The 23012-nt window shown below is 51.0% G+C and carries 23 protein-coding genes and 1 pseudogene; 8 read left to right on the forward strand and 16 right to left on the reverse strand.

What is annotated here, in order from left to right; translation table 11 throughout:
- Positions 1-57 precede the first annotated feature (57 nt).
- The 8 genes and pseudogenes from tssJ (at position 58) to JCM12308_RS29165 (ending at position 8842) form a co-directional block, all read left to right on the forward strand.
- Entirely contained in the window at positions 58-561 is a 504-nt protein-coding gene (gene tssJ, locus JCM12308_RS06425; protein ID WP_208608726.1) for a type VI secretion system lipoprotein TssJ, read from the forward strand.
- 29 nt (positions 562-590) lie between these two features.
- Positions 591-1939 (forward strand): annotated as a pseudogene (gene tssK, locus JCM12308_RS31345) (type VI secretion system baseplate subunit TssK).
- Complete coding sequence (gene icmH, locus JCM12308_RS06435; protein WP_208608724.1) at positions 1939-2757, forward strand: type IVB secretion system protein IcmH/DotU; 819 nt, start codon at positions 1939-1941, stop codon at positions 2755-2757. Before tssK ends, icmH begins: the two are co-directional and overlap by 1 nt.
- A gap of 15 nt (positions 2758-2772) precedes the next feature.
- Entirely contained in the window at positions 2773-5478 is a 2706-nt protein-coding gene (gene tssH, locus JCM12308_RS06440; RefSeq protein ID WP_054783195.1) for a type VI secretion system ATPase TssH, read from the forward strand.
- 10 nt (positions 5479-5488) lie between these two features.
- The gene (locus JCM12308_RS06445) at positions 5489-7054 is read left to right on the forward strand and encodes a sigma 54-interacting transcriptional regulator (protein WP_208608723.1); all 1566 of its coding nucleotides are present in this window, start codon (positions 5489-5491) and stop codon (positions 7052-7054) included.
- Between the two features lie 2 nt (positions 7055-7056).
- Positions 7057-7914 (forward strand): type VI secretion system-associated protein TagO, encoded by an 858-nt coding sequence (locus JCM12308_RS06450; protein ID WP_208608722.1) that lies wholly within the window; start codon positions 7057-7059, stop codon positions 7912-7914.
- Between the two features lie 30 nt (positions 7915-7944).
- A complete protein-coding gene (locus JCM12308_RS06455; RefSeq protein WP_208978302.1) occupies positions 7945-8532 on the forward strand; it encodes a hypothetical protein in 588 nt (195 codons plus the stop codon).
- Positions 8533-8578: 46 nt separating this feature from the next.
- Complete coding sequence (locus JCM12308_RS29165; protein WP_208978303.1) at positions 8579-8842, forward strand: pentapeptide repeat-containing protein; 264 nt, start codon at positions 8579-8581, stop codon at positions 8840-8842.
- An 86-nt stretch (positions 8843-8928) separates the two neighbouring features.
- Here the strand turns inward: JCM12308_RS29165 and JCM12308_RS06460 are convergent, their stop codons facing one another.
- The 16 genes from JCM12308_RS06460 to JCM12308_RS29180 all read right to left on the reverse strand — a co-directional run bounded on the left by JCM12308_RS06460 (position 8929) and on the right by JCM12308_RS29180 (position 22897).
- On the reverse strand, positions 8929-9453 hold the full coding sequence (locus JCM12308_RS06460; protein ID WP_054783196.1) for a type 1 periplasmic-binding domain-containing protein: 525 nt from the start codon (positions 9451-9453) through the stop codon (positions 8929-8931).
- Between the two features lie 74 nt (positions 9454-9527).
- The gene (locus JCM12308_RS06465) at positions 9528-9944 is read right to left on the reverse strand and encodes a thioredoxin domain-containing protein (RefSeq protein ID WP_128647343.1); all 417 of its coding nucleotides are present in this window, start codon (positions 9942-9944) and stop codon (positions 9528-9530) included.
- A gap of 79 nt (positions 9945-10023) precedes the next feature.
- Positions 10024-10431, reverse strand: a complete 408-nt coding sequence (locus JCM12308_RS06470) for a hypothetical protein (protein WP_164845271.1) — start codon at positions 10429-10431, stop codon at positions 10024-10026.
- 284 nt (positions 10432-10715) lie between these two features.
- Positions 10716-11213: a hypothetical protein gene (locus JCM12308_RS06475; RefSeq protein WP_054783199.1), complete on the reverse strand. Its 498-nt coding sequence runs from the start codon at positions 11211-11213 to the stop codon at positions 10716-10718.
- A gap of 8 nt (positions 11214-11221) precedes the next feature.
- A complete protein-coding gene (locus tag JCM12308_RS06480) occupies positions 11222-12109 on the reverse strand; it encodes a restriction endonuclease fold toxin-2 domain-containing protein (protein WP_164845272.1) in 888 nt (295 codons plus the stop codon).
- Positions 12110-12169: 60 nt separating this feature from the next.
- Entirely contained in the window at positions 12170-13168 is a 999-nt protein-coding gene (locus JCM12308_RS06485) for a DUF4123 domain-containing protein (protein ID WP_054783201.1), read from the reverse strand.
- Complete coding sequence (locus JCM12308_RS27700; RefSeq protein WP_083416562.1) at positions 13165-13536, reverse strand: PAAR domain-containing protein; 372 nt, start codon at positions 13534-13536, stop codon at positions 13165-13167. Before JCM12308_RS27700 ends, JCM12308_RS06485 begins: the two co-directional genes overlap by 4 nt.
- A gap of 12 nt (positions 13537-13548) precedes the next feature.
- A complete protein-coding gene (gene tssI / locus JCM12308_RS06490) occupies positions 13549-15642 on the reverse strand; it encodes a type VI secretion system tip protein TssI/VgrG (RefSeq protein WP_054783202.1) in 2094 nt (697 codons plus the stop codon).
- A gap of 75 nt (positions 15643-15717) precedes the next feature.
- On the reverse strand, positions 15718-16212 hold the full coding sequence (locus JCM12308_RS06495) for a hypothetical protein (protein ID WP_054783203.1): 495 nt from the start codon (positions 16210-16212) through the stop codon (positions 15718-15720).
- On the reverse strand, positions 16212-17084 hold the full coding sequence (locus JCM12308_RS06500; protein ID WP_054783204.1) for a hypothetical protein: 873 nt from the start codon (positions 17082-17084) through the stop codon (positions 16212-16214). Before JCM12308_RS06500 ends, JCM12308_RS06495 begins: the two co-directional genes overlap by 1 nt.
- A complete protein-coding gene (locus JCM12308_RS06505; RefSeq protein WP_054783205.1) occupies positions 17084-17380 on the reverse strand; it encodes a hypothetical protein in 297 nt (98 codons plus the stop codon). The genes JCM12308_RS06500 and JCM12308_RS06505 overlap by 1 nt, the downstream gene beginning before the upstream one ends.
- A gap of 112 nt (positions 17381-17492) precedes the next feature.
- Entirely contained in the window at positions 17493-18008 is a 516-nt protein-coding gene (locus JCM12308_RS06510) for an Hcp family type VI secretion system effector (protein ID WP_008549198.1), read from the reverse strand.
- A gap of 528 nt (positions 18009-18536) precedes the next feature.
- Positions 18537-20099: a PTS glucose transporter subunit IIBC gene (gene ptsG, locus JCM12308_RS06515; protein WP_208978304.1), complete on the reverse strand. Its 1563-nt coding sequence runs from the start codon at positions 20097-20099 to the stop codon at positions 18537-18539.
- Positions 20099-20245, reverse strand: coding sequence for a hypothetical protein (locus tag JCM12308_RS29170; protein WP_208978305.1), 147 nt, complete (start codon positions 20243-20245; stop codon positions 20099-20101). The genes ptsG and JCM12308_RS29170 overlap by 1 nt, the downstream gene beginning before the upstream one ends.
- 100 nt (positions 20246-20345) lie before the next feature.
- On the reverse strand, positions 20346-21503 hold the full coding sequence (gene ptsP, locus JCM12308_RS29175; protein ID WP_208978306.1) for a phosphoenolpyruvate--protein phosphotransferase: 1158 nt from the start codon (positions 21501-21503) through the stop codon (positions 20346-20348).
- Positions 21413-22897, reverse strand: coding sequence for a glucose PTS transporter subunit IIA (locus JCM12308_RS29180; RefSeq protein ID WP_208978307.1), 1485 nt, complete (start codon positions 22895-22897; stop codon positions 21413-21415). The genes ptsP and JCM12308_RS29180 overlap by 91 nt, the downstream gene beginning before the upstream one ends.
- Positions 22898-23012: the final 115 nt, after the last annotated feature.

The raw sequence follows: 23012 nt of genomic DNA on the forward strand, positions 1-23012 counted from the left end.
ATGAACTGGGGTTGGACACAACACGCGCTCCTGAAAAAGAGCTTACACTTGGTCTGCATGTTCGTAGCACTTCTGGTGCTGGGCGCATGCGAAGCGCAGAAGATACCTGAGAAGGTTTTCAAGGTGGTCATGGATCCGGGCATCCCAGTGGGAGAGCCTAAAGACCAGCCGAGCCTGATTGATGTCACCATTTTCTCTGAGCCGGGATCAAACAAGAATGATCTTGGTGAGAGTGTTCCCATTGATGTCTGGGTCTTTCAGCTGGGTGATGACGGCAAGTTGCTTCAGTCCTCGTTTGAAGAGGCGACGGAAGACTACGAGAACGCTCTTGGAACCACCTTTGTTGACGTGAAAGAGGTTCAGGTCATGCCTGGGGAGTCAAAGGTTGTGACCGAACTGGAGCTGGATAAGGAAACGGTCTTCATCGGTCTGGTTGGTGGATATGCCAAGCCTGAGAAGGTCGACTGGCGCGCAGTCGAAAAGGTCAAGCCCAAGGGAGAGACGTACAAGCTACTTGCTGTGATCAGCAGAAAAAAAATTATCACAAACCTGCATCGATAGGTTTGAGAGCAAATAGGTTTATTTAGATTATGTCACTGCGAAATCATGTAATTTGGCGAGATGGCTTGTTTTTAAAGCCCCACCATTTTCAGCAGCAACAGCGATACTTAGAGCATCTTATCCGCTCTCGCAGCGAAGCTATTGATCCTTACCAGCATGGGGTGAGCCGGTTGGAGATCAATAAGGAAAGCCTTCTGCATGGCAAGCTGCTCGTTGATTATGTGCTCGGCATTTTCCCCGATGGCACAACAGTTGATGTGCCCGGGGAGACCATGGCACCAGCACCTTTGGATGTGAGCGGTGAAAATGTCGTGGGCCAGACCGTTTATCTGGCTTTGCCACTGCGCTCAAATGGCGTGCCGGAGGTCGAAGATCCGCTTAATCCTCAGGATGCGACCAGAATGCGCGCCTTCTCTCAGGATGTGCGCAACAACACCAGCTCTGACACAGAACCTTTCATGGTGGATGTGGCGCAGTATCGTTTGCGCCTGATGTTGGAACGTGAAGATCGCTCGGCTTTCACCTGCTTACCGTTGACGCGCATTCGGAACAAAAACTCAGATGGCAGCGTTGTGCTGGATGAGGAGTTCCTGCCAATGGCCTCGACCATCGATGCCCAGCCACGTTTGCGCAAAACGCTTGATGATCTGGTGGGATTGCTGAGGCAAAGAGCAACGCACATTTCAACGCGTATGGGCACGCCCGGTCAAAGGGGTGTCTCGGATGTATCCGACTTTCTCATGCTGCAAACGATCAACCGGCTCTGGCCTGAATTTCGACATACATCATGCTTAAAGGCGTGCACCCAAGAGAGCTTTACAAGATCTTTTCCGGTGCCGCAGGAGAACTGGCGACATTCACCAATGAACAACGGATGCCGACATCCTGGCCTGCGTATCACCATGAAGAACCTCAGGTTTGCTTTGATCCGGTGATCAGCTCACTGCGGCAATCATTGTCGACGATCTTCGAAGCGAATGCGATTGCGTTACCGTTGAACAAGCAGAAGTACGGGATCATTACATCTCCGCTCAATGATCGCTCACTGTTGAACTCAGCGATCTTTGTGGTTGCTGTGAAAGCCAGCATGGAGCTCGAAGAGCTAGCAAAATCCTTCCCAGCTCAAACCAAAGTCTCTTCCATTGAGCGTATTCGTGAGCTGATCCATCTGCATTTGCCGGGTGTGGTTCTGCAGCGGTTGCCATCTCCTCCGCGGCAGCTGCCTTATCATGCCGGGTTCTCATACTTCCAGTTGGATGCCAACTCAGCAGGCTGGCAATACATTGAAAACGCGAGTGGTTTTGCCTTCCACATAGCTGGTGAGTTTGCCGATTTGCAGCTGCAGTTCTGGGCTATTCGCAACGAAAGGACGGCATGATGAGTGAAGTCGCAAATCTGTTTGACGCTAGCGATCCTGAAGTTGCAGAGGATGTGTCTGTCGCAACAGCGGAAAGCGTTCCGCAGAACCTGAAGGATGTTTCTCCGAGACCTGTTCAACACATCAGCTTTCCGATGCGGGGGCACAGCATCAATAAGATTATTGATGCGAGCCAATCATTGCTGGCTTTGATCTCGCGTATCCCGGAAGTCTCAGAGAACAACAAGCTGGATTACCTCCATAAGGATGTTCGGGCAGAGATTGAATCTCTGGAACTTGAACTCCAGCGTGAAGGGTTTGATCGGGCGACTATTCTGGCTCACCGCTATTGCCTTTGCTCCGCAATTGATGAGGCGGTGATGTGCTCTCCATGGGGGCAAAATTCTGACTGGTCAGAGCGTAGCTTGCTAGCGCTGTTTCATAGCGAAACCTGGGGCGGAGAGAAGTTCTTTATCGTTCTCAGCAGGTTGATGCGGGATCCGGTTCGGTACATCGAGTTGATAGAGTTCTTGTATGTGCTGCTTGGTCTCGGTTTTGAAGGCAAATACCGGGTCATGCACAACGGCAAGCTGCAGCTTGAGGAAATTATGCGGGACGTTCGCCACATCATCCGTCAGGAGAGAGGCGAGGGGACTTCTGAACTCGGTCAATCAGAAAACAAAATCATAGAAAAAGCGCATGTTGTTCATTGGCATACGCCTGTTTCCCTTGTTTGGATTAGCCTTTTTATTTTGTGCGCACTGACCTACGTCGGGTTTTATTGGCAGATCGACCAATACACCGACGGCGTTGTCACTCAACTGCGTGAAATGCTTTAGTTTTGGAGATCGGGTATGGCTCGACTGGAAATCAAGGCGCTGATTGAGCGTCTCAACCCGTGCTGTCGGCAGGCAATTGAAGAAGCTGCTAGCCTGTGCGTTTCAAACTCGCATCAGGAAGTAACAATTGAGCATTTCCTCATTTCTCTTGCTTCACAACCTGCAGTAGATTTTAGGCTTCTCGTACAAAGCCAGAATGTAGATGTCGACGTTTTGAACGAGGCATTTCGCGCGACGTTCAATCGGTATCGTCGAGTTGAAACCGACCGGACGCCAACCTTCTCACCACTGCTTCAGGACTTATTGCAAGACGCCTGGTTGATCGCTTCTGTAGAGCAAGGCGAAAAGACTGTTCGCTCAGGTGCTGTTCTGATTGCACTGTTGAACGACCGTGGCCGTTACATGCAGATGGACTACTATCCGCTGCTTGAACGCGTATCATCAGACACCTTGCTCCGACAGTTTGATGAGCTAACTGCCGGTTCATTTGAGAAAGACCACCGTGCCGGGCAGGGTGCTGGCGGTGGGGCAGGTGCAGCCGATACCGCAGAAGGGTTTCTTCATAAATACGGAACCAACTTCACCCAGCTTGCGAAGGACGGAAAGATTGACCCAATCTTCTGCCGGGACAATGAGATCCGCCAGATTATTGAGATCCTGTGCCGCCGTCGCAAGAATAACCCAATTTGTGTTGGCGAAGCAGGCGTAGGTAAAACTGCACTCGCTGAAGGGCTTGCACTGCGCATTGCAAATGGCGAGGTGCCTGAAGATTTTGCCAATGTCGCGCTGTGGGGGCTGGATGTTGGAGCCCTGCAGGCAGGCGCATCCATGAAAGGTGAGTTTGAAAAGCGCCTGAAGGGTGTGATCGATGAAGTGCGGTCCAGCGCTGAGCCGATCATTCTGTTCATCGATGAAGCTCATACCTTGATTGGGGCAGGTGGTGACCAGGGTGGTTCTGATGCAGCGAACCTTTTGAAACCAGCTCTTGCCAGAGGTGAGCTGAAAACAATCGCAGCGACAACCTGGACAGAATACAAAAAGTACTTTGAAAAAGACCCGGCACTCACCCGTCGTTTTCAGTTGGTGAAGTTGGATGAGCCAACCATTGATGAGGCGATCATCATCATGCGCGGGCTCAAAAAGGCCTATGAGGAAGCGCATGGCGTTTACATCACTGAAGAAGCTATTGGCGCTTCAGTTCGGCTGGCTGCGCGTTACATCACTGGTCGCCAACTGCCGGACAAAGCGATTGATGTTCTGGATACAGCCTGTGCCCGCGTGCGCGCTGGAGCCAACACTCCACCAGTAGAATTGCAAGATGTGGAGCAAAGTCTTCAAACCCTGAGCTGGGAGAGGGAAGGTCTGGAGCGAGATCAACTGACTGCTCCTTTAGAGCCTGAGCAACTGGAGCGCCTGAAGGCAATTGCTGATCAGATCAATGATCTTGAGGAACGCAAGCAGGAACTTTCTTCTCGCCTAGAAGCGCAGGTAGCACTGGCTGAAAACTTCATCTCCGCGCGTGAAGACTTGTTCCAAAAACAGCCGGAAACGTTGGAGGAAGATGCGCTGGAGCAAGACCGTGCTCTTCTCGCCAATCACAAAAATGCGCTGATAGCGGAAGCCGGTTCTGAGCCTCTCATTTCAGTCGAAGTGGGTTCTGCGGAGATAGCTGCCATTATCAGCGATTGGACGGGCATCCCGGTTAATTCGATGGTTCAGGATGATTATCATCGCCTTCTGACGCTTGCTGAAACCATGAAGAAGGCCATCAAAGGACAGGACCACGCGATTGATGCCATCGAAGCGCGGTTGCGTGCATCACGGCTTGATTTGCATAAAAAAGGCCAGCCGTTGGGCGTGTTCTTCCTTGCCGGGCCTTCAGGCGTGGGTAAGACAGAAACCGCGCTTGAAGTGTCGCGCCGGTTGTTCGGTGGCGAAGAGTTCATCACGACCATCAATATGTCTGAGTATCAGGAACGTCATACGGTTTCCCGCTTGATCGGCTCACCTCCCGGTTATGTCGGATACGGAGAAGGCGGTGTTCTAACTGAAGCGATCCGCAAGAAGCCATACTCAGTCGTGCTGCTTGATGAAGTTGAAAAGGCTGATCCCAACGTCCTCAATCTGTTTTATCAGGCCTTTGACAAAGGGGAACTGGCAGATGGGGAAGGGCGCCTCATCGATTGTCGCAATGTGGTGTTCTTCCTGACCAGCAATCTGGGCTCGGACCAAATTGAGAACTGGGTTGCAAATGCAGAAGACGGTCAGGTGCCGAGCCACGGCTCAATGTTGAAATCTCTAACACCGCTGTTTGCCCAACATTTCAAACCCGCGCTTTTGGCCCGCATGGAGCCTCTGGTTTACATGCCGCTTTCTGAAGAAGTGCTGGCCGACATCGTTCAGATGCGTCTGAATGATCTCATTGAGCTGCTGAAAGAGACACAAAAGATCGCTCTTACAATCACCGAGGCAGCCTATGGTCGTGTAACGCAAATGTGCCGGGTGGCCTCAAACGGTGCGCGACTTGTTGATCAGGTTATTCAGCGCCAGCTGCTCCCCACGCTCTCCATTGAGATTCTGGAGGCTGGGCATCGCGGCGAGCATATCGCTTCCATCGCCATCGACTCTCCGGAAGAAGATGGCGGTTTCTCTTTTTCTGCGGTTTTCCAGGAAGATACGACGGCTGAACCAACCGATGAAAACACATTGGAAGAGGTTTAGAGGTGCGGGTATGGATACATCCTCTACAACAGACGCTCTTATGGCTTTCATGGCATGCAGATCGGAAAATGAGCTGCGTGCAAAGGTCCTGAAGACTATTCTGGCGTCTACCAAAGCTCAGGCAATTGCGGTGTACCTGCCGGATGTTACGGGCCGAAAACTAATCCCTTTTGCTTGCGATGGTGGCTTACCAGTAAGCCGACTGCCAGAGCTTGAGAATGAAGTTGGCACGGAGCGCGATGGAGTTCTGGATGCCTTGCAGACTGAGCCATTCCATGAAGCAAAAACACAAGGCTTGAGCAAAGCCCTGTTCTGCCGACATGGTTCACTCATCGGGCATCGCCTCTTGCTGGAGAGTGAAGAACGAAACAACACGCATCAGCAGGTCTATGTCTTCCTGCTGATGCCTTCAGCAAGCATCACAACGCTTCAAAAAGACCACGCCGCAATGCACGTGTTGTGGCACTCTTACTTCCATCTTTCTCTCCTTCTGAACTCACTGGATACACTGCAGAAAGACGGTGAGACGCAAGCGGTTCAGTCCAAAGTGCAAAAGGGGCAGGTGGATGCAATGCTCTCTGAAAGCCTTGTGGGGCGTTCGCCGCAAATCGTTCAGGTCAGAGAGAAGATCGCTCAGTTTGCACAAACCAAGTATGCGATCCTCGTGCAAGGTGAGACGGGGTCTGGCAAAGAAATTGTAGCCCGCTCGTTGCATCGTTTGTCTCAGTTCGCTGATGGGCCGTTCATAGCTGAGAACATTTCGGCCCTGCCTGCTAACCTCATTGAAAGTGAGCTGTTCGGTTACAAAAAAGGCGCTTTTACCGGGGCGATGGAGAACAGAGATGGCCTGGTAAAACGTGCCTCGGGGGGCACTCTGTTTCTGGACGAGATTGGTGATCTCTCCATGGATCTGCAGGTGAAACTGCTCCGAATTCTGCAAGAGAAAAAGCTTCGACCCTTGGGCAGTGACAAAGATGAGCCTGTTGACTTCCGTCTTGTGTGCGCAACTCATGTCAATCTGCGAGAGGCTATTGAGCAGGGCAAGTTCCGCGCTGACTTATTCTACCGCATCTCCCAACTTGCCATAGAGGTGCCACCACTGCGTATGCGTGATGGAGACAGTGTCCACCTTGCCCGCTACTTCCTTCAGGAAATCGCGGTTAGCGAGGGAGATACGCCAAAGACGTTGAGTTCTGAAGCGATGGTAGTGCTGGAAGCTGCTGAATTAAAGGGCAACGTTCGCGAACTCCAGAACTGTATGATCAAAGCTGTCTTCCTTGCTTTTGGAACCGATGTGATCACAGGCACCATGCTGCGGCAGGCCATGGATCAGCAGATAACGTGTACTCCAACTGTTCAGAGCAGTGATGCCGCGTCGCAAGGCGAAACTGAAGAACTGATGCTGGCTGAAAAAGGACTTCGAACAGTTCTGTCTGATTTTGAACACCGCCTGCTGAGCAATGCCTACTCTCGCTTTGATGGCGACCGACGAAAAATGGCTGACTTCCTGCAAATTCCAAAGCGAACTTTGGCAAACAAACTTAGCAGCTTCAAACTATCGAACGGTGGGGTTTGATCATGAAGAAAAATAGATTTCACCGTTACCTGGCAAGTGCTGCGCTCGCAGGATGGTTGGCAACAACGCATCCTCTTTCAGCTGAAACCATTCAGATTGACCAGCAGGCGCTTAAACAATGCACGATGACTTTGGGGCGCGTTGATCGGCTGTCGTGCTTTGATCAGTTGCTTGGTACGCCTTTGGAGGTGCTTTCTGCGGCTGAGCCGCAAGCGGAATTTGTCGAACAAGCAAATGCACCCGCTGGTCCTTTAGAGCAGCAAGCAAAAGCAATGGAAAGAATGCGCCGGGCTGGTAACTCCAACTGGGTCTTCCGTTTCGGGAAAATCGGCTACCCAGCCGTTTTTGAGTGGGAGGATATTCAGGAAGCAAAGCAGCCTGAAAAGACACTCAAGTCTCGTGAAGGTGTCGTGCCAGAAAAAACGCAGGCGCTCAGCACGCAGGAGGAGCAGCAACCGGTTGTCGAGCCTGGGGCAACCAACGTTTATCTCAGCATGAAAGCGCTGAAGTCAGTTGATGAAAGACATGACCAGCCCGGTGCGATCCTTCTGCTGTCTTGCGTTGAAGACATCACAACGGTTGCTTTGGTGCTGGATGAACCGCATGCCAAACGACGAGTTCCGATCCGGGTGTTGTTGAGAGAGCAACGCATCGACAATGATGTGTGGCAGAGTGCGGAAAGCAAGCGCGTTTTGATCAGTCCCCGCGGCTTAACCAGCATTGCACATATCAACCGATGGGCTCAGGTTGACCGGGTGCAGTTTGATGTCCTCTCGGATGAAGGATCGCGTGCTTACCTCTTTGACCTGGCAAACCTTCGCGAAATGCTGCCGCCACTGCGTCAGGCATGCCATTGGTAACATTTACTTTTTTAGACAGGTTTCATTTCAATGAAGTATAGTTTCCGTATTGCCGTAACGCTGGTCACCCTCGGTTTTCTCACCATCCCGGCCTACCTGATTTGCGACTACCTCAATCTTATCCCCGATGAGTACTCGATGGTTCGAAACCTTGTGGTACTGGCTGGTGGTAAGATCGAGATGTTCCGCGGTGAGTTGCCGGTGCCAAAAGGGGTGCCATATACTCCGATTGAGCAGACATCGGTGTTCTATAACGTTGCTGCGGGTTTAAGTGCGTTATTTACCGTTTTTGTCGCGATTCCTGCGTTCTTATTGCTCGCTTACATCGCCAGTTCCGCTTTCGCTGCCGTTAAAGCAACACGGCGAAATTACGTTCTGGGTCAGTTCACCAAAGCGGCCGAGCTTCTTGAATCAGGTAACGGCGCACTGCGTGAAGCGGGTATTGTGATCCTCTCCGAGATCGCAAAATCCAACCCGAAAGAACACCATCAGGATGTCCTTCAGCTTCTGGCCGCGCATATTCGCAGCGCTAGTTCATCGCAACGAGCAAACCTGATGGCTGGCAAAGAGCACGCTCGCACGTGGGGAGTTGGTTGCTTCCATTCAAAAAGTTTCTGAACTAAAGAAACTGCTCAAGAAGAAAGACCAGAGCATCCAACTGGACTTGAGCGGGGCCTATTTCCGCGGCATGAAGAACAGCGGCCCTCTGGCAGGAAAACTTGCTACCAACGGACCAGACCTGAGCTACTGCTTACTGGCCGACAGCGTCTTCGATGATGCCGACCTGACCAACGCCAACTTCTCAGATGCAAACGTAAGCCGCGCTCGCGTTGAAGAAAAATGGAAAACCCTGTTCTCAGTCGAACAATGGGCAAGCGTCCAGGTCATCAACGAAAAAGGCAAAGTCATCCGCCCTCCGATTAGTTGAGGGGGCAGGGCTTGAAGTTGCTGCAAGATTAGAGAAGGTAAGGCGTCTCAATGTTGATACCCTCATAAGCCCATCAACTCAGATTCTCATGGGTTAGGTTTGTCTCCATCCTTTATTAATGGCCAAAGGATAGGGTTAACTGATGAACGCATAATCCGAGTTTCCTTAAACTCCACGATGCTTCCATGGAGTTTAAGGGCAGAAAGCAGTACCCAGGCTCCGCCCGGAGAGCGCCCCAGTTTTAATATCTGAGCAAGATCTGGCTCAGGCAAAAACTGGGGGTTTGTCATCTGGGCAGATAGTTTGGCAACTGGAGATCCCAGATCGAGGTTTTCGATTGATTGCCACGCTTTGAGTGTAGCTTCCCAACTAGCATCTTTGCACCAAGATAAAGCCATGGCAGCTACCGGCGTCCATCCCGCCCCGTCTCCAATCATGGACCAGTTCTTCGCCGGGAATTTTCGCAAAATCTGAAGGTATGTCTTATTGGTAGGATCTCTTAAGGGGTGAGGGGAAGTTTCCTCCTCTGCAAATTTGAGGGACCAGTTTTGTAGTTCAGTATGAAGGCCCAACCAGATTTCAATAGGTGTGAGATTACGTTCGTTGTACATTTTAAAAAACGATCAAACCTCCGAAGTACATAAGTTTTTCAGTATCATCTGAAATATGAGAAGTGCTAGAGCCATCATTCGAGTCCATATTCTTGCATGAGATCATGATCATGAAACTCGTCATCTAATCCAATGCGCCGGCAAAGTTCGTCATCATTGCAATCAAAAGGAAATCGAACAATCTCTCCATGCTCACTTACAAAAATTAGTTTCCCATCTAGCTCAGGAAAATCTTTACGGAGTTGATCACAAAAATAGAACACATTCTCGATGTTGCAGGATGGATCAGAAACATGAAATCCATTCAAATCGGTAAAAACAACCCTCATGTTTATTGCGCGATTATCTCGGTAAATTAGCTTGTACTGTATACCCACTCCACCGTTTCGATAAGTAATACCTTTTTCATTTACGATTTCCCATTTGTTCTGAATCCGGTCTCTAAAAGCTTCTTGTGTGCCAAATATCTTAATGGATTCCTCAACGACCAAGATTATACTCGGATCGAAGTCTCTATTGAATTTTCTGAAATCTATCATTGCAATTCTGCGAGCTACTTTTACTAAACGATCACTCTAGCCCCATTTGTTGCATGAGATCATGGTCGAGAAACTCATCATCGAAACCGATACGGCGGCACAGTTCATCATCCTCACAGCTAAAAGGAAAGTGTGTGACCTCTCCTTCACTCAGAAAAATCAGCTTTCCATCAAGATCAGGGAAGTCTTTTCGAAGCTGATTGCAAATGTAAAAAGCGCCTTCAATATTGGTGGGCGGTGTCAGAAAGTGAAACGTTTGATTATTTCTGTAAATAAACTCCACCAAAACTGAGCCTATTTGTAGTTTGCAGGTCAGTTTTATTTTTCCTGAACGCTCGGCATCTTCGATGCTTTTTAACTTCCATGTATTCCGAAGCCACTGTTCTAAACTTGCGTTATCAGAAAATAATTTTACGCCTTTTGGCAGCACAGTGAGCATACAAGGGGCATAAACATCATTATACTTTTGAACATCATGCATTTTTCTACTAACTACCCTTGCTAAGCTAAATCGTCATATTGTGATGGATCGTAGTTCCACCTGTCGTCTTCAGGATTCATCCTAATAGGGCGGGCAGGACCATCATTCCCTCGATGGCCTTTGGCATGTACAATTCCAAGCCTTGAAGACTTCCTTTAAAGGCACATCCTTGCACTAGAACAATACAGCTGCCCCAACTGATGTCCAGCCAACGCAAAGCAAAGTTGGATGCAACAGACAACTTAATCTGCTTCTACAATCGCAGCAAAGAACTCTTCAGTGGTCAAATCTTTCCGCATGTAGATTGGCGAGGCTGAGCCCTCATTTGTTGCCACCAAAGGCTGGTCTTTTGGAAATGAAGTATCATAAAGCTGGAAAAACTTTGCGAGCAATAAGAACGGAACATCCCTGCACACCATCGTTGTCATGTTTTTTTGAAACGAAAATGTAAAGTAGTTGTCCTTGTAGATTTCCCATTTATCTCCACCAATGCAATCATACTCAAAGGCAGGCTCAGGGCTATCATGTTCAGATTCATTAAAAAAATCGCGCACTTCAAATAGGGATCGAACAAGGCTGTCTAGCTGCTCAAAATCCCACGTGAGCATTTGAAAATTGTCTTCTCTCCACTCTTCGATGGGCGTATTAATTGGATCAATATCGAGCTTAAAGACCGTTCCCGTGAATTCTGATCTTTTATATTGCAAGTACAACTCGTCAGTGATTTCTGTAAATATCATTATTCAGCCTAAAGTTTCGGAAACAGATAAATTGGTCTACCATCTGGAAGATAATGTAAGCTTTCATTCAACTTATCCATGATCTTTCGGTCTAGTTTTTGTAAGACGTTGTCATATATGTTTTTTTTCTGGTTGGCGATCACGTCAGCCTTTCGGTTCACGTTGTTGTACAAGCCAGAAATACCTTCAGTGTTCATGTGCCTAATCTCAATGAACCACCTACCTTTGGGGATTTTTGCCTTGGTGCATAGCTGCGCAAAATAACCATAGGTCTCTACTGTATTGATGATTACATGAAGGCCAATCTTCCAACATGGTGTAACAGGTAGAAGCGGAGCCTTTATTATCTTTCCATAACGCAAGAACAAGGATTCAATATCCTGATTAATCTTAATTCTTACCGCTTCTGGTATGCTGTTTTCTAACCTATAAGGTGAGTTCCTTGACTGAGACCACTTTGCATCCTTCATGTAGCAAATCCCAGAGTTCAGTCCATCAGCCCAGGCTTTAGCATTTCCAGTCCCAAAACAGTGGTATTCGAGCATTCCGCAAGTTATTATTTGGAAACGTCGCTCATTGTCTTTTCTGGTGTTACCATTCCCTGGAAGGTTTGCGTTCTTGACTGCTTTTGGCCAAACATACTGAAACTGAAAGCTGTTGCAGCAATCACCCTTCTCGCGCTCTGACCGGGTTTGTACCGCTTCTTTTGCAATCTGCTGTTCTCTCGTTAGTTCTTCCGGTACTTCAGCAGGAAGAGGAGTTGCAGAAGTGGGAGGCGCACCTGATACCGGCGGGGCAAAAGGCCCCGGCAAAGGTTGTGCAGGTGGTACGTAAATTGGAGGCGGGGGTGCGGCCTTGATCCATCGATTGATCGCATCAGAGATGGCCTTTCCCAACCTTTGGGCATCCCTAGCTTGTGAAGGGCTAAATTTGTAAGGAACTCTTGGCATAAAATCTCACGGTATCCAGGGAGAAACAATATTTGATAGGAATGAGTTTTTGCTCGTATCGGCATAGGATTGAATTAGAAAAGCGAGTAGCTCTTCTCTCATCTGATATTTAATCTTCCAATAGTCCACAAACTCAGGCTTGGTATGGAAATCCTTACCGAACAAAAGTGCTGCGATGCAGAAGTAGATTTTTGACTGCTCATTCAGGCATTCATGACGCTCGGCGTCTTTAACCAGTTGCCGAAGATCATGAATCTGCAGATCTTCTTTGAGAGTTTCATCCTGCGATTTAATTTCCTGAAGAAGTTGGTTTGTTTCCCTGAGCAAGCTTTCACTTGCGCAGTACATCATGTCGTCATATTGGCGCTGCTCGATCTGTCGGAAGGGGAACGTTGCTCGATAGTTTTCTACTGCGCGCTCTTTGTTTTCATGGATATACCAGCGGTACTCACTGCTTCCCTTGCACTCGACACCGAATTGTAAGGCCTGATTACGAAAGCGATATATGGCGAAGCTTGATGTGTAATCATAGGGCGCTGCTATCAGTTCAATGTTCTTGAAAAAGTCCTGCCATTGCTCTGGGAAACCGTGACGCAAGAAGCAGTAAAGCACACGGGCATCGTAGAAACGCAAGTAAACCGGTTTAGCATTTCTTGGCGTGATCACGCTTATGAAGCGTTTTAAAGAGGTGCGCAGATCTTCAATTGATGCTGAAGAAAAGATGATGATGCCTAGCTTTTCGGGAAAGCCTACTGCAAGCCAATCATCAAAAAACGGTGCGTGTACATTTAGATCAATAAGCAACGGTGTGCGATAGTGGGCCTCCTGCTTGTCCTCTGCAGGTGATCCCATCAAAGGTTCCCAGCCATCAGTTCCTTTATTGCGTATGGATACCGCCAGCTCCTGTTGCCATGATGCATCCAGTACCAAATATGGCTTTGCACCAAACTCAGCACCCTGCGCTGTAATGCTTGTGAACTTCTCTTTTATGTTCAATGCGGTCACCCTTTGGTAGCCTGGTCTTCACAAGCCTCACAAAACGGTGAGCGCGAGACACCTGGAGGAGATGCGCCGCCGATAAGCGTATCTCCTGATCCGGTCGAATCCGCTCCTCCGCAATCTATTGGATCTCCCTGTCGTCCGGCTTGCTTGTTATTGAACAGAACAGTTGGGCTACCAGAAGCCAGAGAGCGACCATGAGGTGGCGAAGGACATACCGGGCAGGGATGAGGTGCATATGCATCGCCCTGGCGCACGGCAGGGCGGTTGTTAATCAAAATATTGGGGCTTCCGGAAATTGCTGGGGTTGGCGGAAAGTGACACCCGTGACCAGATCCAATATCACCAAGGCGTGCAGCTGGTTTTCCTGACATATAGCAGATCTCCTAGTTCTCATAGGAGCGGCTATAGCGCTCTGCGTGTGGGCCGGAGTAAACATCAGGTTTTACGACTTCCATTGGATCAACAGGCGACCCCTTAGGAGGAGAACCACCGCAGTTGACTTTCACCAATGAACCTTCGATCTGGACACCGCCTTGATCAATGCGAATGAAGTTTCCTCCCACATTAAGACTAATGCTCGCGCCTGCCTGAACCACGACAGCATCCCCAGCATTGATGTAATGGGTTGTGCCTGTTTCAAAATGCTGCTTGCCTTTGGTCTCTAAACGCCAGTTTTCATCAATAAGCGTAGCAGCGCTGCGCACGACATGGGTGACTTTGTCGCCAACAACTTTCAAGAAGTCATTGATTTTGACATGGCGGAGTGTTGAGCCATCAACTTGAGTGTGTTCAGACCCCTTCACCTGTTCGCGGTGATCTCCGTCGACTTCGATATCCTTTGATCCACCTATAGATTCAGACTGAGAACCATCAACGCGTTTGTGGCGGTTAGCTCCCACCTTCCAGGTCTCATTGTTCTCAACAACGCCGTTGTGGAACTTCTGGGCGTGGAACCAGACTTCCTCTTGCCCGCCTTCGTCTTCAAACCGCAACTCGTTGTAGCCATCTGCCTTATGACTATCTGACTTCAAAACCATGCGGGTTTTAAAGTCGGGAAGCTTGTTCGGTGTACGGTTGTTGTTGTGGTAGGTTCTGCCGGTGATGATGGGTTGGTCGGGGTCACCTTCCAGAAAGTCCACGATCACTTCGTGGCCGATGCGGGGGATGGCGATGTGGCCCCAGCTGGCTCCGGCCCAGTTGGAGGCAACGCGGATCCAGCAGGAGGAGGTGTCGTTCTTCTTGCCGTGCCGATCCCACGGGAACCAGACTTTCACGCGGCCATGTTCATCGCAGTAAATCTCTTCACCTTCCGGGCCTGTCACATGTGCAATTTGTGGTCCATCAACGAGGGGTTTTGCGCTTAGCTTAGGTCGGTATGGCAAGCGGGCTGGCATCACTTCAAACCCGGCACTGTAAGTTGTCGCGCCCGCGCCTGCTTCCTCTCCCACAGCTTGCGGTTGGCTGCCTTGATGGGAGACCGCTAGCAGATGATACTTGATGTTGTACTGACCGTTTGGGTGGTCTGTGAGAGCGAACTGATGGCCAGCAATCAGATGAATGGCGTTGGTGGCTCCTTGTCCTGTGGTTGCCTCTACACGGGCTGCTTCCAACCGGTGTTTTGTAAATGGCTTGCCTACGCCATCAGCCTTGTAGCGGCCAGGATACTCATAGAGCGCGTAATCTCCAGCCGAACCGTTGTCTTCCCCGCGCTGATGAGCATGCTGCTGATTATAAGGCGGGTTTTTGAAGGTGTAGTCGCGCTGCATGAAGCTGGTAGCTCTGAGCTGCTCACGCAGGACAAAGCTGTTGCAATAGACGCCTTTGACCGCTCCACCGACTGTGCTGTTGTACTCCAATGAAGGTTGGTCCGGCAGCTCGGAGACGATCTGCGGATTATCTATGAAATGCAGCGTGTGCTGGCCGTTCGCGCCATAGGTAAAGAAATACCAGATCCCTTCTTCAGCCGTGATCCGGTCCAGAAAGCCCAGATGACTTTCACGATACTGAACGCAATACTCCCGAGCTTCGTGCGGCTCAGTGAGGTTCCATTTTACGTCCTCGACCCCATGCTCTTTCAGCAAAATCTTGGCGATCTCAGGGACGCTCTTCTTCTGAAAAATGCGGCAATCAGAGCCATGTGCCATGCGATGTAAGCTGGGAAGCAGCGTGAGCGAGTAACTGGTGCGATGATGACCTTCGTTGCCGCGGGCAATCTCAGAAACCACACCTGAAAGATGCCGCAGGCCCTCGTATTTATGATGGATTGTCAGCGTAGCTGGAGTGTCCAACAGTGCGTGCAAATCCAAAGCATTGTTGGGGCTGGCAAGCTCGATATGGATCTGCGTAAGACCATTCAGACGCTCGGAGGCCGAGAAGCCTGTAACCAGCAGCTCAGCATCTGGATCAGCAGGGGCTGAGAACGTAAAAGCCAGATCTTGATCCTGATAGAGCTGGGGAATTTGAACAATCGCATTCATAACAATCTCACTGGCAAAAAGAAAAATAAAGCATTTGCAAAAGTACAGAGGTGGCTGAGAAGAGTGGGTGTAGCCCTAGTCTGGGGGGGGATAGGGTTTCCCATTGGAAGATGTAGGGGGGCACAGCACGCCGGGGGCTACCAGTGTTTCGTCGTCACGACGGAGGTCTTCCAGAAAGGTTTGGTCGCAGCTTTGGTAGCCTGCGAGAACGGCTTGTGTGCGTGCATGATCAGTAAGAGCGAAACCTAGAAACGCCCCTCCAATGGAAACCACCAGGATTGCAACGGAGAAGCTTTGGGCTGACCGTTTGATCCAGCGTTGTCCCCAGGGGGTCAGAGCATAATGGATCATCGGAAAGCAGAGGCCTGCCAGAATCCATTGTTTCTTCCCTCTTGGAACTGACAGAAGGTCTTGAGACTGCCCATACAAGACGTAAATGTCTGTGAGGATGATCCAGCAAAGGATGACCACAAGGCTATCAATCAAAAACATTGCTGCATGTGTGCGTTTGATATCGGCAACAAGCCACCTTGCAGATCTGTCAATACGGTCGAAGCACCAATCAAACATCAGTACCTCCGGTAGATCTGGTGATACAGATCCGGGCCACCCAGATGCCAGATCATCTCGCGTTCCAGCCGATACAGGAAGCTGTTGCTGCGGCGTTCAAACTCTTCAACTTTCTGGCGCATGGAAATGTGAGCAGCTTGAATGACTTCTCCAGTCTTTTGGATGCCCTGGGCCACGGCTTTACCTGTCCAGTACAGCGCGTCGCCAAGTTTCTCACGAAGCCCGAAAGCCTTATCAATCTCGGTTAGGGCCACGCCCACAAGCATGCCAACAGCAATCGCGCCGGCGGTAACCCCTATCGCAGGAAGAGCAATCACGGTAATTCCAGCCAACATGCCAGCGGCTAACGTTCCCGCAGCCATGGCGACCGTTCCAATCGCAACATCAGTGATAATATTGGCAAACAGTTCGTGATAGAGCTGCTCATCGCTCATGATGAACGTCATCACATCCAGCACCACATAACAGGTGATCATTATGATTGCATTGGACCGGCCGGCAGACTTAAGCGCCTCTGGCCCCACTCCAAAAGCGACGACCTTTGGTGAGGTAGACAGGTATCGCGTGCCCTTCAAAGTCTCTCGCAAAGCGGAGTAGCCCTTGAAAACCACATAGGTTTTGCCGTTGACAGCCTTGGTATAATAGCGCCCGTTCAGGCCGATCTCCTTCAGAAGTGCCTGTCCGCCTTTCAGGTCTCTCAAGAGCACCGGCAGACTTGCCAAATCCAGCGCGCCACCTGTTGTCGCACCCAGACTCTTATGAGTATCGACAACGACCTGCGCAAAGAGCGTCATGTCCAGCACAACAGCTTCTTCCTGCCGCTGATTTAGTCGCTCTTCTGCCAATCTTTGCTCTGCCAGCGGATAGACCATCAGAATATCTCCTTATGAGGCTTATCTCCTGGCTTGACCATCAGGCGATGACCGGGAAACTGATCCAGAAAGCCGCGGATCTCCAGCTCATCAGACAGATCTTCATTCAGAACGTCCGCACTGCGTTTTGGTCGGTCCCGACCAGCCAGAACCACATGGGCTGTTCCAGCCGGGTCGCTCTGTTTGGGAGCGTCCTCTGCGCTTTCTTCAACTTTCCGATGTCGCCACAACAGGTTGCGAAAGAAACTGGAAAGGTAGCCACGTTTTCTGGAGGTTTTGCCTGAGACAAACCGCATAATGGAACTCCGCAGAGCCGATCTTCTGATCGCCCCTTGTAAACTTCACCCAAAGGCAGTGTCCGGGTCAAAGCTGACCCGGATCTGACCTCATACCATTTGGAAAACAGCGTTAAGCTGCTGGTGCGCGCCAGTCGTCAGCACCGGAAGTGCCGGAGACGGTGTGTTCCCACATGATCTTGCGGTAGGAAAGCTCAATGGTCAGAAGCTGAGTGAAGTCAGCGTTTTTTGGATCCTGACAATGCGGCAGATCACACTCGATGTTGGTGACCAGTGCATCTTCCAAGGTGGTGGTGAAGAAGTGCTCCTGCTTGCCGGAAGAGTTGGTGCGATACCATTTCACTTCACACTTTGGCAGCATCTCACCGGTGCACAACGCGTTGTACAGCAGAGGGATGGACTTGTTCATGGAGCAAGTGAATTTGAATGGTGTATGCACACGCTGACCTGCAGGCTGACCGGACTGTGGGTCACGCGGAATGATCACTGTATGATCAATCTGCTGCACCATGATTTCATCTTCATGGCCTTCCTGCCATACGTTACCGACAGAATCCTCGGTGAATGCACCTTGAGTAATTGGACCCTGGGTTGACCCTTCAATGCTGATATAAGCGGGAGTTGGCATTACATGCTCCTTAAAATCAATGAATAAACCCCATTCAATAAAAATGGGAAGCCCCGCCATTCCTCACTCAGCGGACGCTTGCCAACACATCAGCAATTTGTGTGCCAGTTGCGTTGGGTGAGAGGCAATTTGAAAGAAACAATATTTAACTCATTGATTATTATGCATAAATAAATTTATCATGTAGGTGGGTAGCCATTTGATGGCTGAAGATTGGTAGCAATAGAACTTCGATATGCCACTCTTGGCTCATCGATAAGCCAAGAGTGGCATATCGAAGTTCGTACCTGAACATACTTAATGATCAGAAGTTAGCTTATTAGCTTAATTGCCCAGATGATTTGCTTTCTGCTCGATACATCTGATTTTTATGTTCGCTTCTCTGCTGCGAAATGAACAACAGTCGATTACTACATTGGAATGTAAAAAAGCAGCACTCGCCGGGCGGGGAGTGCTGCTTTTGGTGGCGGTGCCTCTGAAGGTTCGGGAGGAGGGTAAACCTCCAAAGGCACCTTGGGTCTCTGCCAGTTAGATCTGAGCAGAGAGATCCTTGGCGAGGGTGGTGTACTTTTCGCCAACGATGAGGTGGAGCGCTTTGTCTCCGGCTTTCATGACCTGAACACCTGCCTGGGACAGATCCGGCATGGACACACCAGCGATGTCACGCAGTTCAACGCGCACGCGGGTGTTTGCCACAGCTTCAACAGCTACCACGTTATCCTTGCCGCCAAGCTGACTAAAGATCGCGGCTGCATCGAGAGTTTGTTCTGCTGCTGGTTTTGCGGAAGCACCGCCACCTTGCAGGTAGATCTCCATGTCGGTTTTCAGGTTCTCAGAGGCAGTGCCGAAGATCGCCTGTGCACCGTTGCCAACGCGGATCACACCGCGGGCGCCGAGGGCTTTCAGAGCCGCATCGTCAACCTTGGAAACATCAGCCGTGCTGACGCGCAGGCGGGTGATGCATGCGTCCAGGTTAGTGATGTTGTCTGCACCGCCAAAGGCTTTCACAAGCGCTGCGGACATGGCGTCTTCATCACCGGAGGCAACAGCAGCAGATGCTTCAGTTGCAGTTTCACGGCCAGGTGTTTTCAGGTTCAGAGCTACAATGAGAACACGGAACACAGCGTAGTACAGAGCCGCATAACCCAGACCAAACACGACCAGCATCCAGCCGTTGGAGGACAGTGGGTAGAGCAGAACGTAGTCGATGAAGCCGTGTGAGAAGGTCATGCCGTGCTTGATGCCGAGCATGATCATCAGAGAGTAGCCAACACCTGCCAGAATTGCGTGTGCAATGTAAAGAACTGGCGCAACGAACAGGAACGCAAATTCGATTGGCTCAGTGATACCTGTAAGGAAGGAGGTCAGCGCTGCGGAGATCATGATACCGCCAACCATGGTGCGGTTTTCAGGCTTCGCGCAGTGCCAGATTGCCAATGCAGCCGCAGGCAGACCCCACATTTTGAAGAGGTAGCCACCAGCCATGTTACCAGCAGTTGGATCACCAGCAAGGTAGCGCTGGATTTCGCCGGTGACAGCCTGACCGGTTGCCGGATCGATGTAGGAACCAGCTTCGAAGAAGAATGGAACGTTCCAGATGTGGTGCAGGCCGAATGGGATCAGCGCACGTTCAATCACACCATAGATGAAGAACGCAACTTCTGGGTTTTCTTCAGCTGCCCAACGGGAGAACGCGTTGATCGCACCACCGATTGGAGGCCAGACGAAGGACAGGATAACGCCGAGGAAAATACAGGCGAATGCTGTGATGATCGGAACAAAGCGCTTACCAGCGAAGAAACCGAGATAATCCGGTAACTTGATACGGAAGAACTTGTTGAACATGAACGCAGCAAGTGCGCCCACGAGGATGCCGCCGAACACGCCGGTATCGATGGAAGTAATGCCGAGGATCGGCTTGGTTTCGATGGCAAGTGTTTCTGCAACAACGCCCATTGTTGCCAGAAGGACACCGTAGCCAACCACAGCAGCAAGGCCGGCTACACCATCGTTTTTCGCAAAGCCGAGTGCAACAGCAACTGCAAAGATGATTGGCAGGTTGCCGAAGATCGAACCACCAGCCTGCGCCATCAGATGGTTGATGAATTCCGGAATGAACGGCAGGTCAGCAGCGCCGACGCGAGAAGGATACCAGCAGCTGGAAGAACCGACACTGGCAGCATCAGGGCCTTACCAACCTTTTGTAAGGCACCAAATGCGTTTGAGAATGTACTCATTGTTTTTCCCCCAGAGTTGCATGGTGTGCGAACACGCCATGCCCCCTGATTTTGTTAGGCATTCCCATCTGGAACGCCAACTCCCACATTTACTCCTGCATCACTGGTGTGACTTGAGGAGATCTTTCACATCACTGGTATCCGCGCAGTCCAAAGCCGCTTGTGCGAGCTTGCGGGACTCCTCCATGGATACAGTGCGAACTGTGTGTTTCACTTCCGGCAGAGCAGGTACGCTGACGGAGAGTTCTTTGACACCGAGGCCGATGAGGATCGGCACGGCTTCGATCTGACTGGCGAGGCCGCCACATACGCCGACCCATTTGCCTGCGTCTTCTGCGGCTCTAACGGTGAGCTCGATCATGCGCAGAACGGCTGGGTGCAGGGCATCTGCACGGGCTGCGAGGCCTGGGTGGCCACGGTCGATGGCCATGACGTATTGGGTGAGGTCGTTGGTGCCGATGGAGAAGAAGTCGACTTCCTGTGCCAGCTTGTCGGCCATGAGGGCGGCGGATGGCACTTCGATCATGATGCCAACTTCAACGTGTTCAACACCAAGGTTTTTCTGCTCTTCACGCACCAGCGCGTTGACGGCACGCAGCTCGTCCAGGGCGCTGATCATCGGGTACATGATGCGGGCGTGGCCCTTGTGTGCCTGAGAGAGGATCGCGCGGATCTGACGGCGCAGGATACTTGGGCGCTCGATGCCAATGCGCACACCGCGTACACCAAGGAACGGGTTTTCTTCATGCGGCATTGGCAGGTATGGCAGAGGCTTGTCGCCGCCCACATCCAGTGTGCGGATGATGACAGGGCGCTCTTTGCCCATAACCTCAAGAATTGCGCCAACTTTTTCGGCTTGCTCTTCTTCGGTTGGTTCGTTGAGACGCTCCATATAGAGGAACTCGGAACGCAGCAGGCCAACGGCTTCAGCACCGGCTGCAACAGCCTTTTCGGCGTCTTCTACGCTACCGATGTTGGCTGCGATCTCGACCTGAAAACCGTCTTTGGTGATCGCTGGTTTGTGCGCGTCACGCTGGTATTCTTCAGCCTGTTTCGCAGCATTTTCGATCTTCTTGGTGAAAGCCGCTTGCTCGGCATCTGTCGGGGCAACTTTGATTTTGCCGCGTTTGGCATCCAGAAGCAGAACGGTGCCGTCTTCCAGATCCTTCATGGCGTCTTCAACGTTGACAAGATAAGGCAGATCGTTGGAGCGCGCGATGATAGCTGCGTGAGAGGAAGAGCCGCGTGAGTGGTGCACAGGCCGACGATCTTGGTCAGGTCCAGTGCAACGATTTCGGATGGTGTGATGTCTTCCTGAAGGAGGATCGTACCTTCTTCGAGGATTTCGCCGCCATCATCTACGCCGAGCAGCTTCTTCAAAACGCGCAGGCCAATGTCGCGCACGTCGGCAGCGCGGCCTGCCAGCAGAGGGTCGTCCATCTTGGCGAGGGTTTCTGCTTGTGCCTCATAGGCCAGCTTCCAGCTCCAGGCTGCGCCCTGACCCTTGGCGATGTCGGCCAATGGCTTTTCGGAGAGTTCCGGATCGGAGAGTAACTCGATGTGAGCGTTGAAGACTTCTGCCAGCTCTTCCTGACCGTTCTTGGTCAGGCGATCAATGATGCTTTGCAGGTCTGCGATGGAAGATTTAACGGAAGCTTTGAAGGCTGCACGCTCTTCAGCAGCGCCGATGCTTTCGCGGGTGACTTCCGGTAGAGCTTTGTTGTGCTTGACTAATTTGCCGATGGCGCGGCCCGGTGATGCGGTGAAGCCAATGAGAACGCCTTCTTCGCCAGACTTAACCTGAAGCAGCGGCGCTTCTTCCTCAACCTCTTGCTGTGGGGCTTCAGAGAAGCTGGTGATTTCTTCGCCAAGACCTGCCTTCACAGCGGCGATAACATCAGCCACAACCTGTTGTGCATCCGGTCCAACAGCTTCGATTTCCAGCGTATCACCCAGCTTTGTTTTCAGGGACATGATGCCGGTGACTGAGGAACCGCTGCAGGTTTTGCCGTTGACGGTGAAGGTCACTTTTGCATCGGCTTTGCGCACTTCAACAGCCAGGCGAGCAGCTGGACGGGCATGCAAGCCGGTGGCATTTGGGATCTTGATGGAGCCGGTGATCGCAGGGCCGGTTGGCTCTACGGCAGTGTCCTGCACAGGGGCGAATGTGCCTTGAGGATCGTTGCTGCTTGGGACGGTGAAGACGACCTGATTAAGGTCTGTCTGGACGCTGCCAAGGGGAGTAACTGGGGTGATTTCCTGACCGCTGGTGATAACAACTGCGGACTGGACGGAAACACATTCGCGGGCGATGACGTCGGCGTCGAAGGTGATAAGTGGCTGACCTTGCTCGACCTGATCTCCCTCAGCGACGTGCAGTTCGAAGCCACGGCCTTTCAGAGCGACAGTGTCGAGGCCGATGTGCATCAGCAGTTCAACGTCACCTTGCTGCAACGTAACTGCATGATGTGAATTATGAATTTGAGTTATCTGACCAGCAAACGGGGCGTAAAGAACATTGTCGATCGGGTCGATGGCAACGCCATCACCCATCATCTTTTCGGCAAACACCGGATCGGGCAGGTCGGTGACAGCCTGAACAATGCCCTTCAAAGGCAAATTGATGGAAAATTTGTTTTTTGGATCCTTCACCGTTTTATCTCCCGATTATATTAGGTGAATGCGCGCCTTCTTAAGCTTTCACTAAGTCTTGAAGGGACAAGAGGCGATTTTTACGCGAGGATCATTTGGGCGAGGCCGCGCAACA

It is taken from the genome of Pseudovibrio denitrificans JCM 12308, assembly GCF_001310815.1.
Classification (GTDB): domain Bacteria; phylum Pseudomonadota; class Alphaproteobacteria; order Rhizobiales; family Stappiaceae; genus Pseudovibrio; species Pseudovibrio denitrificans.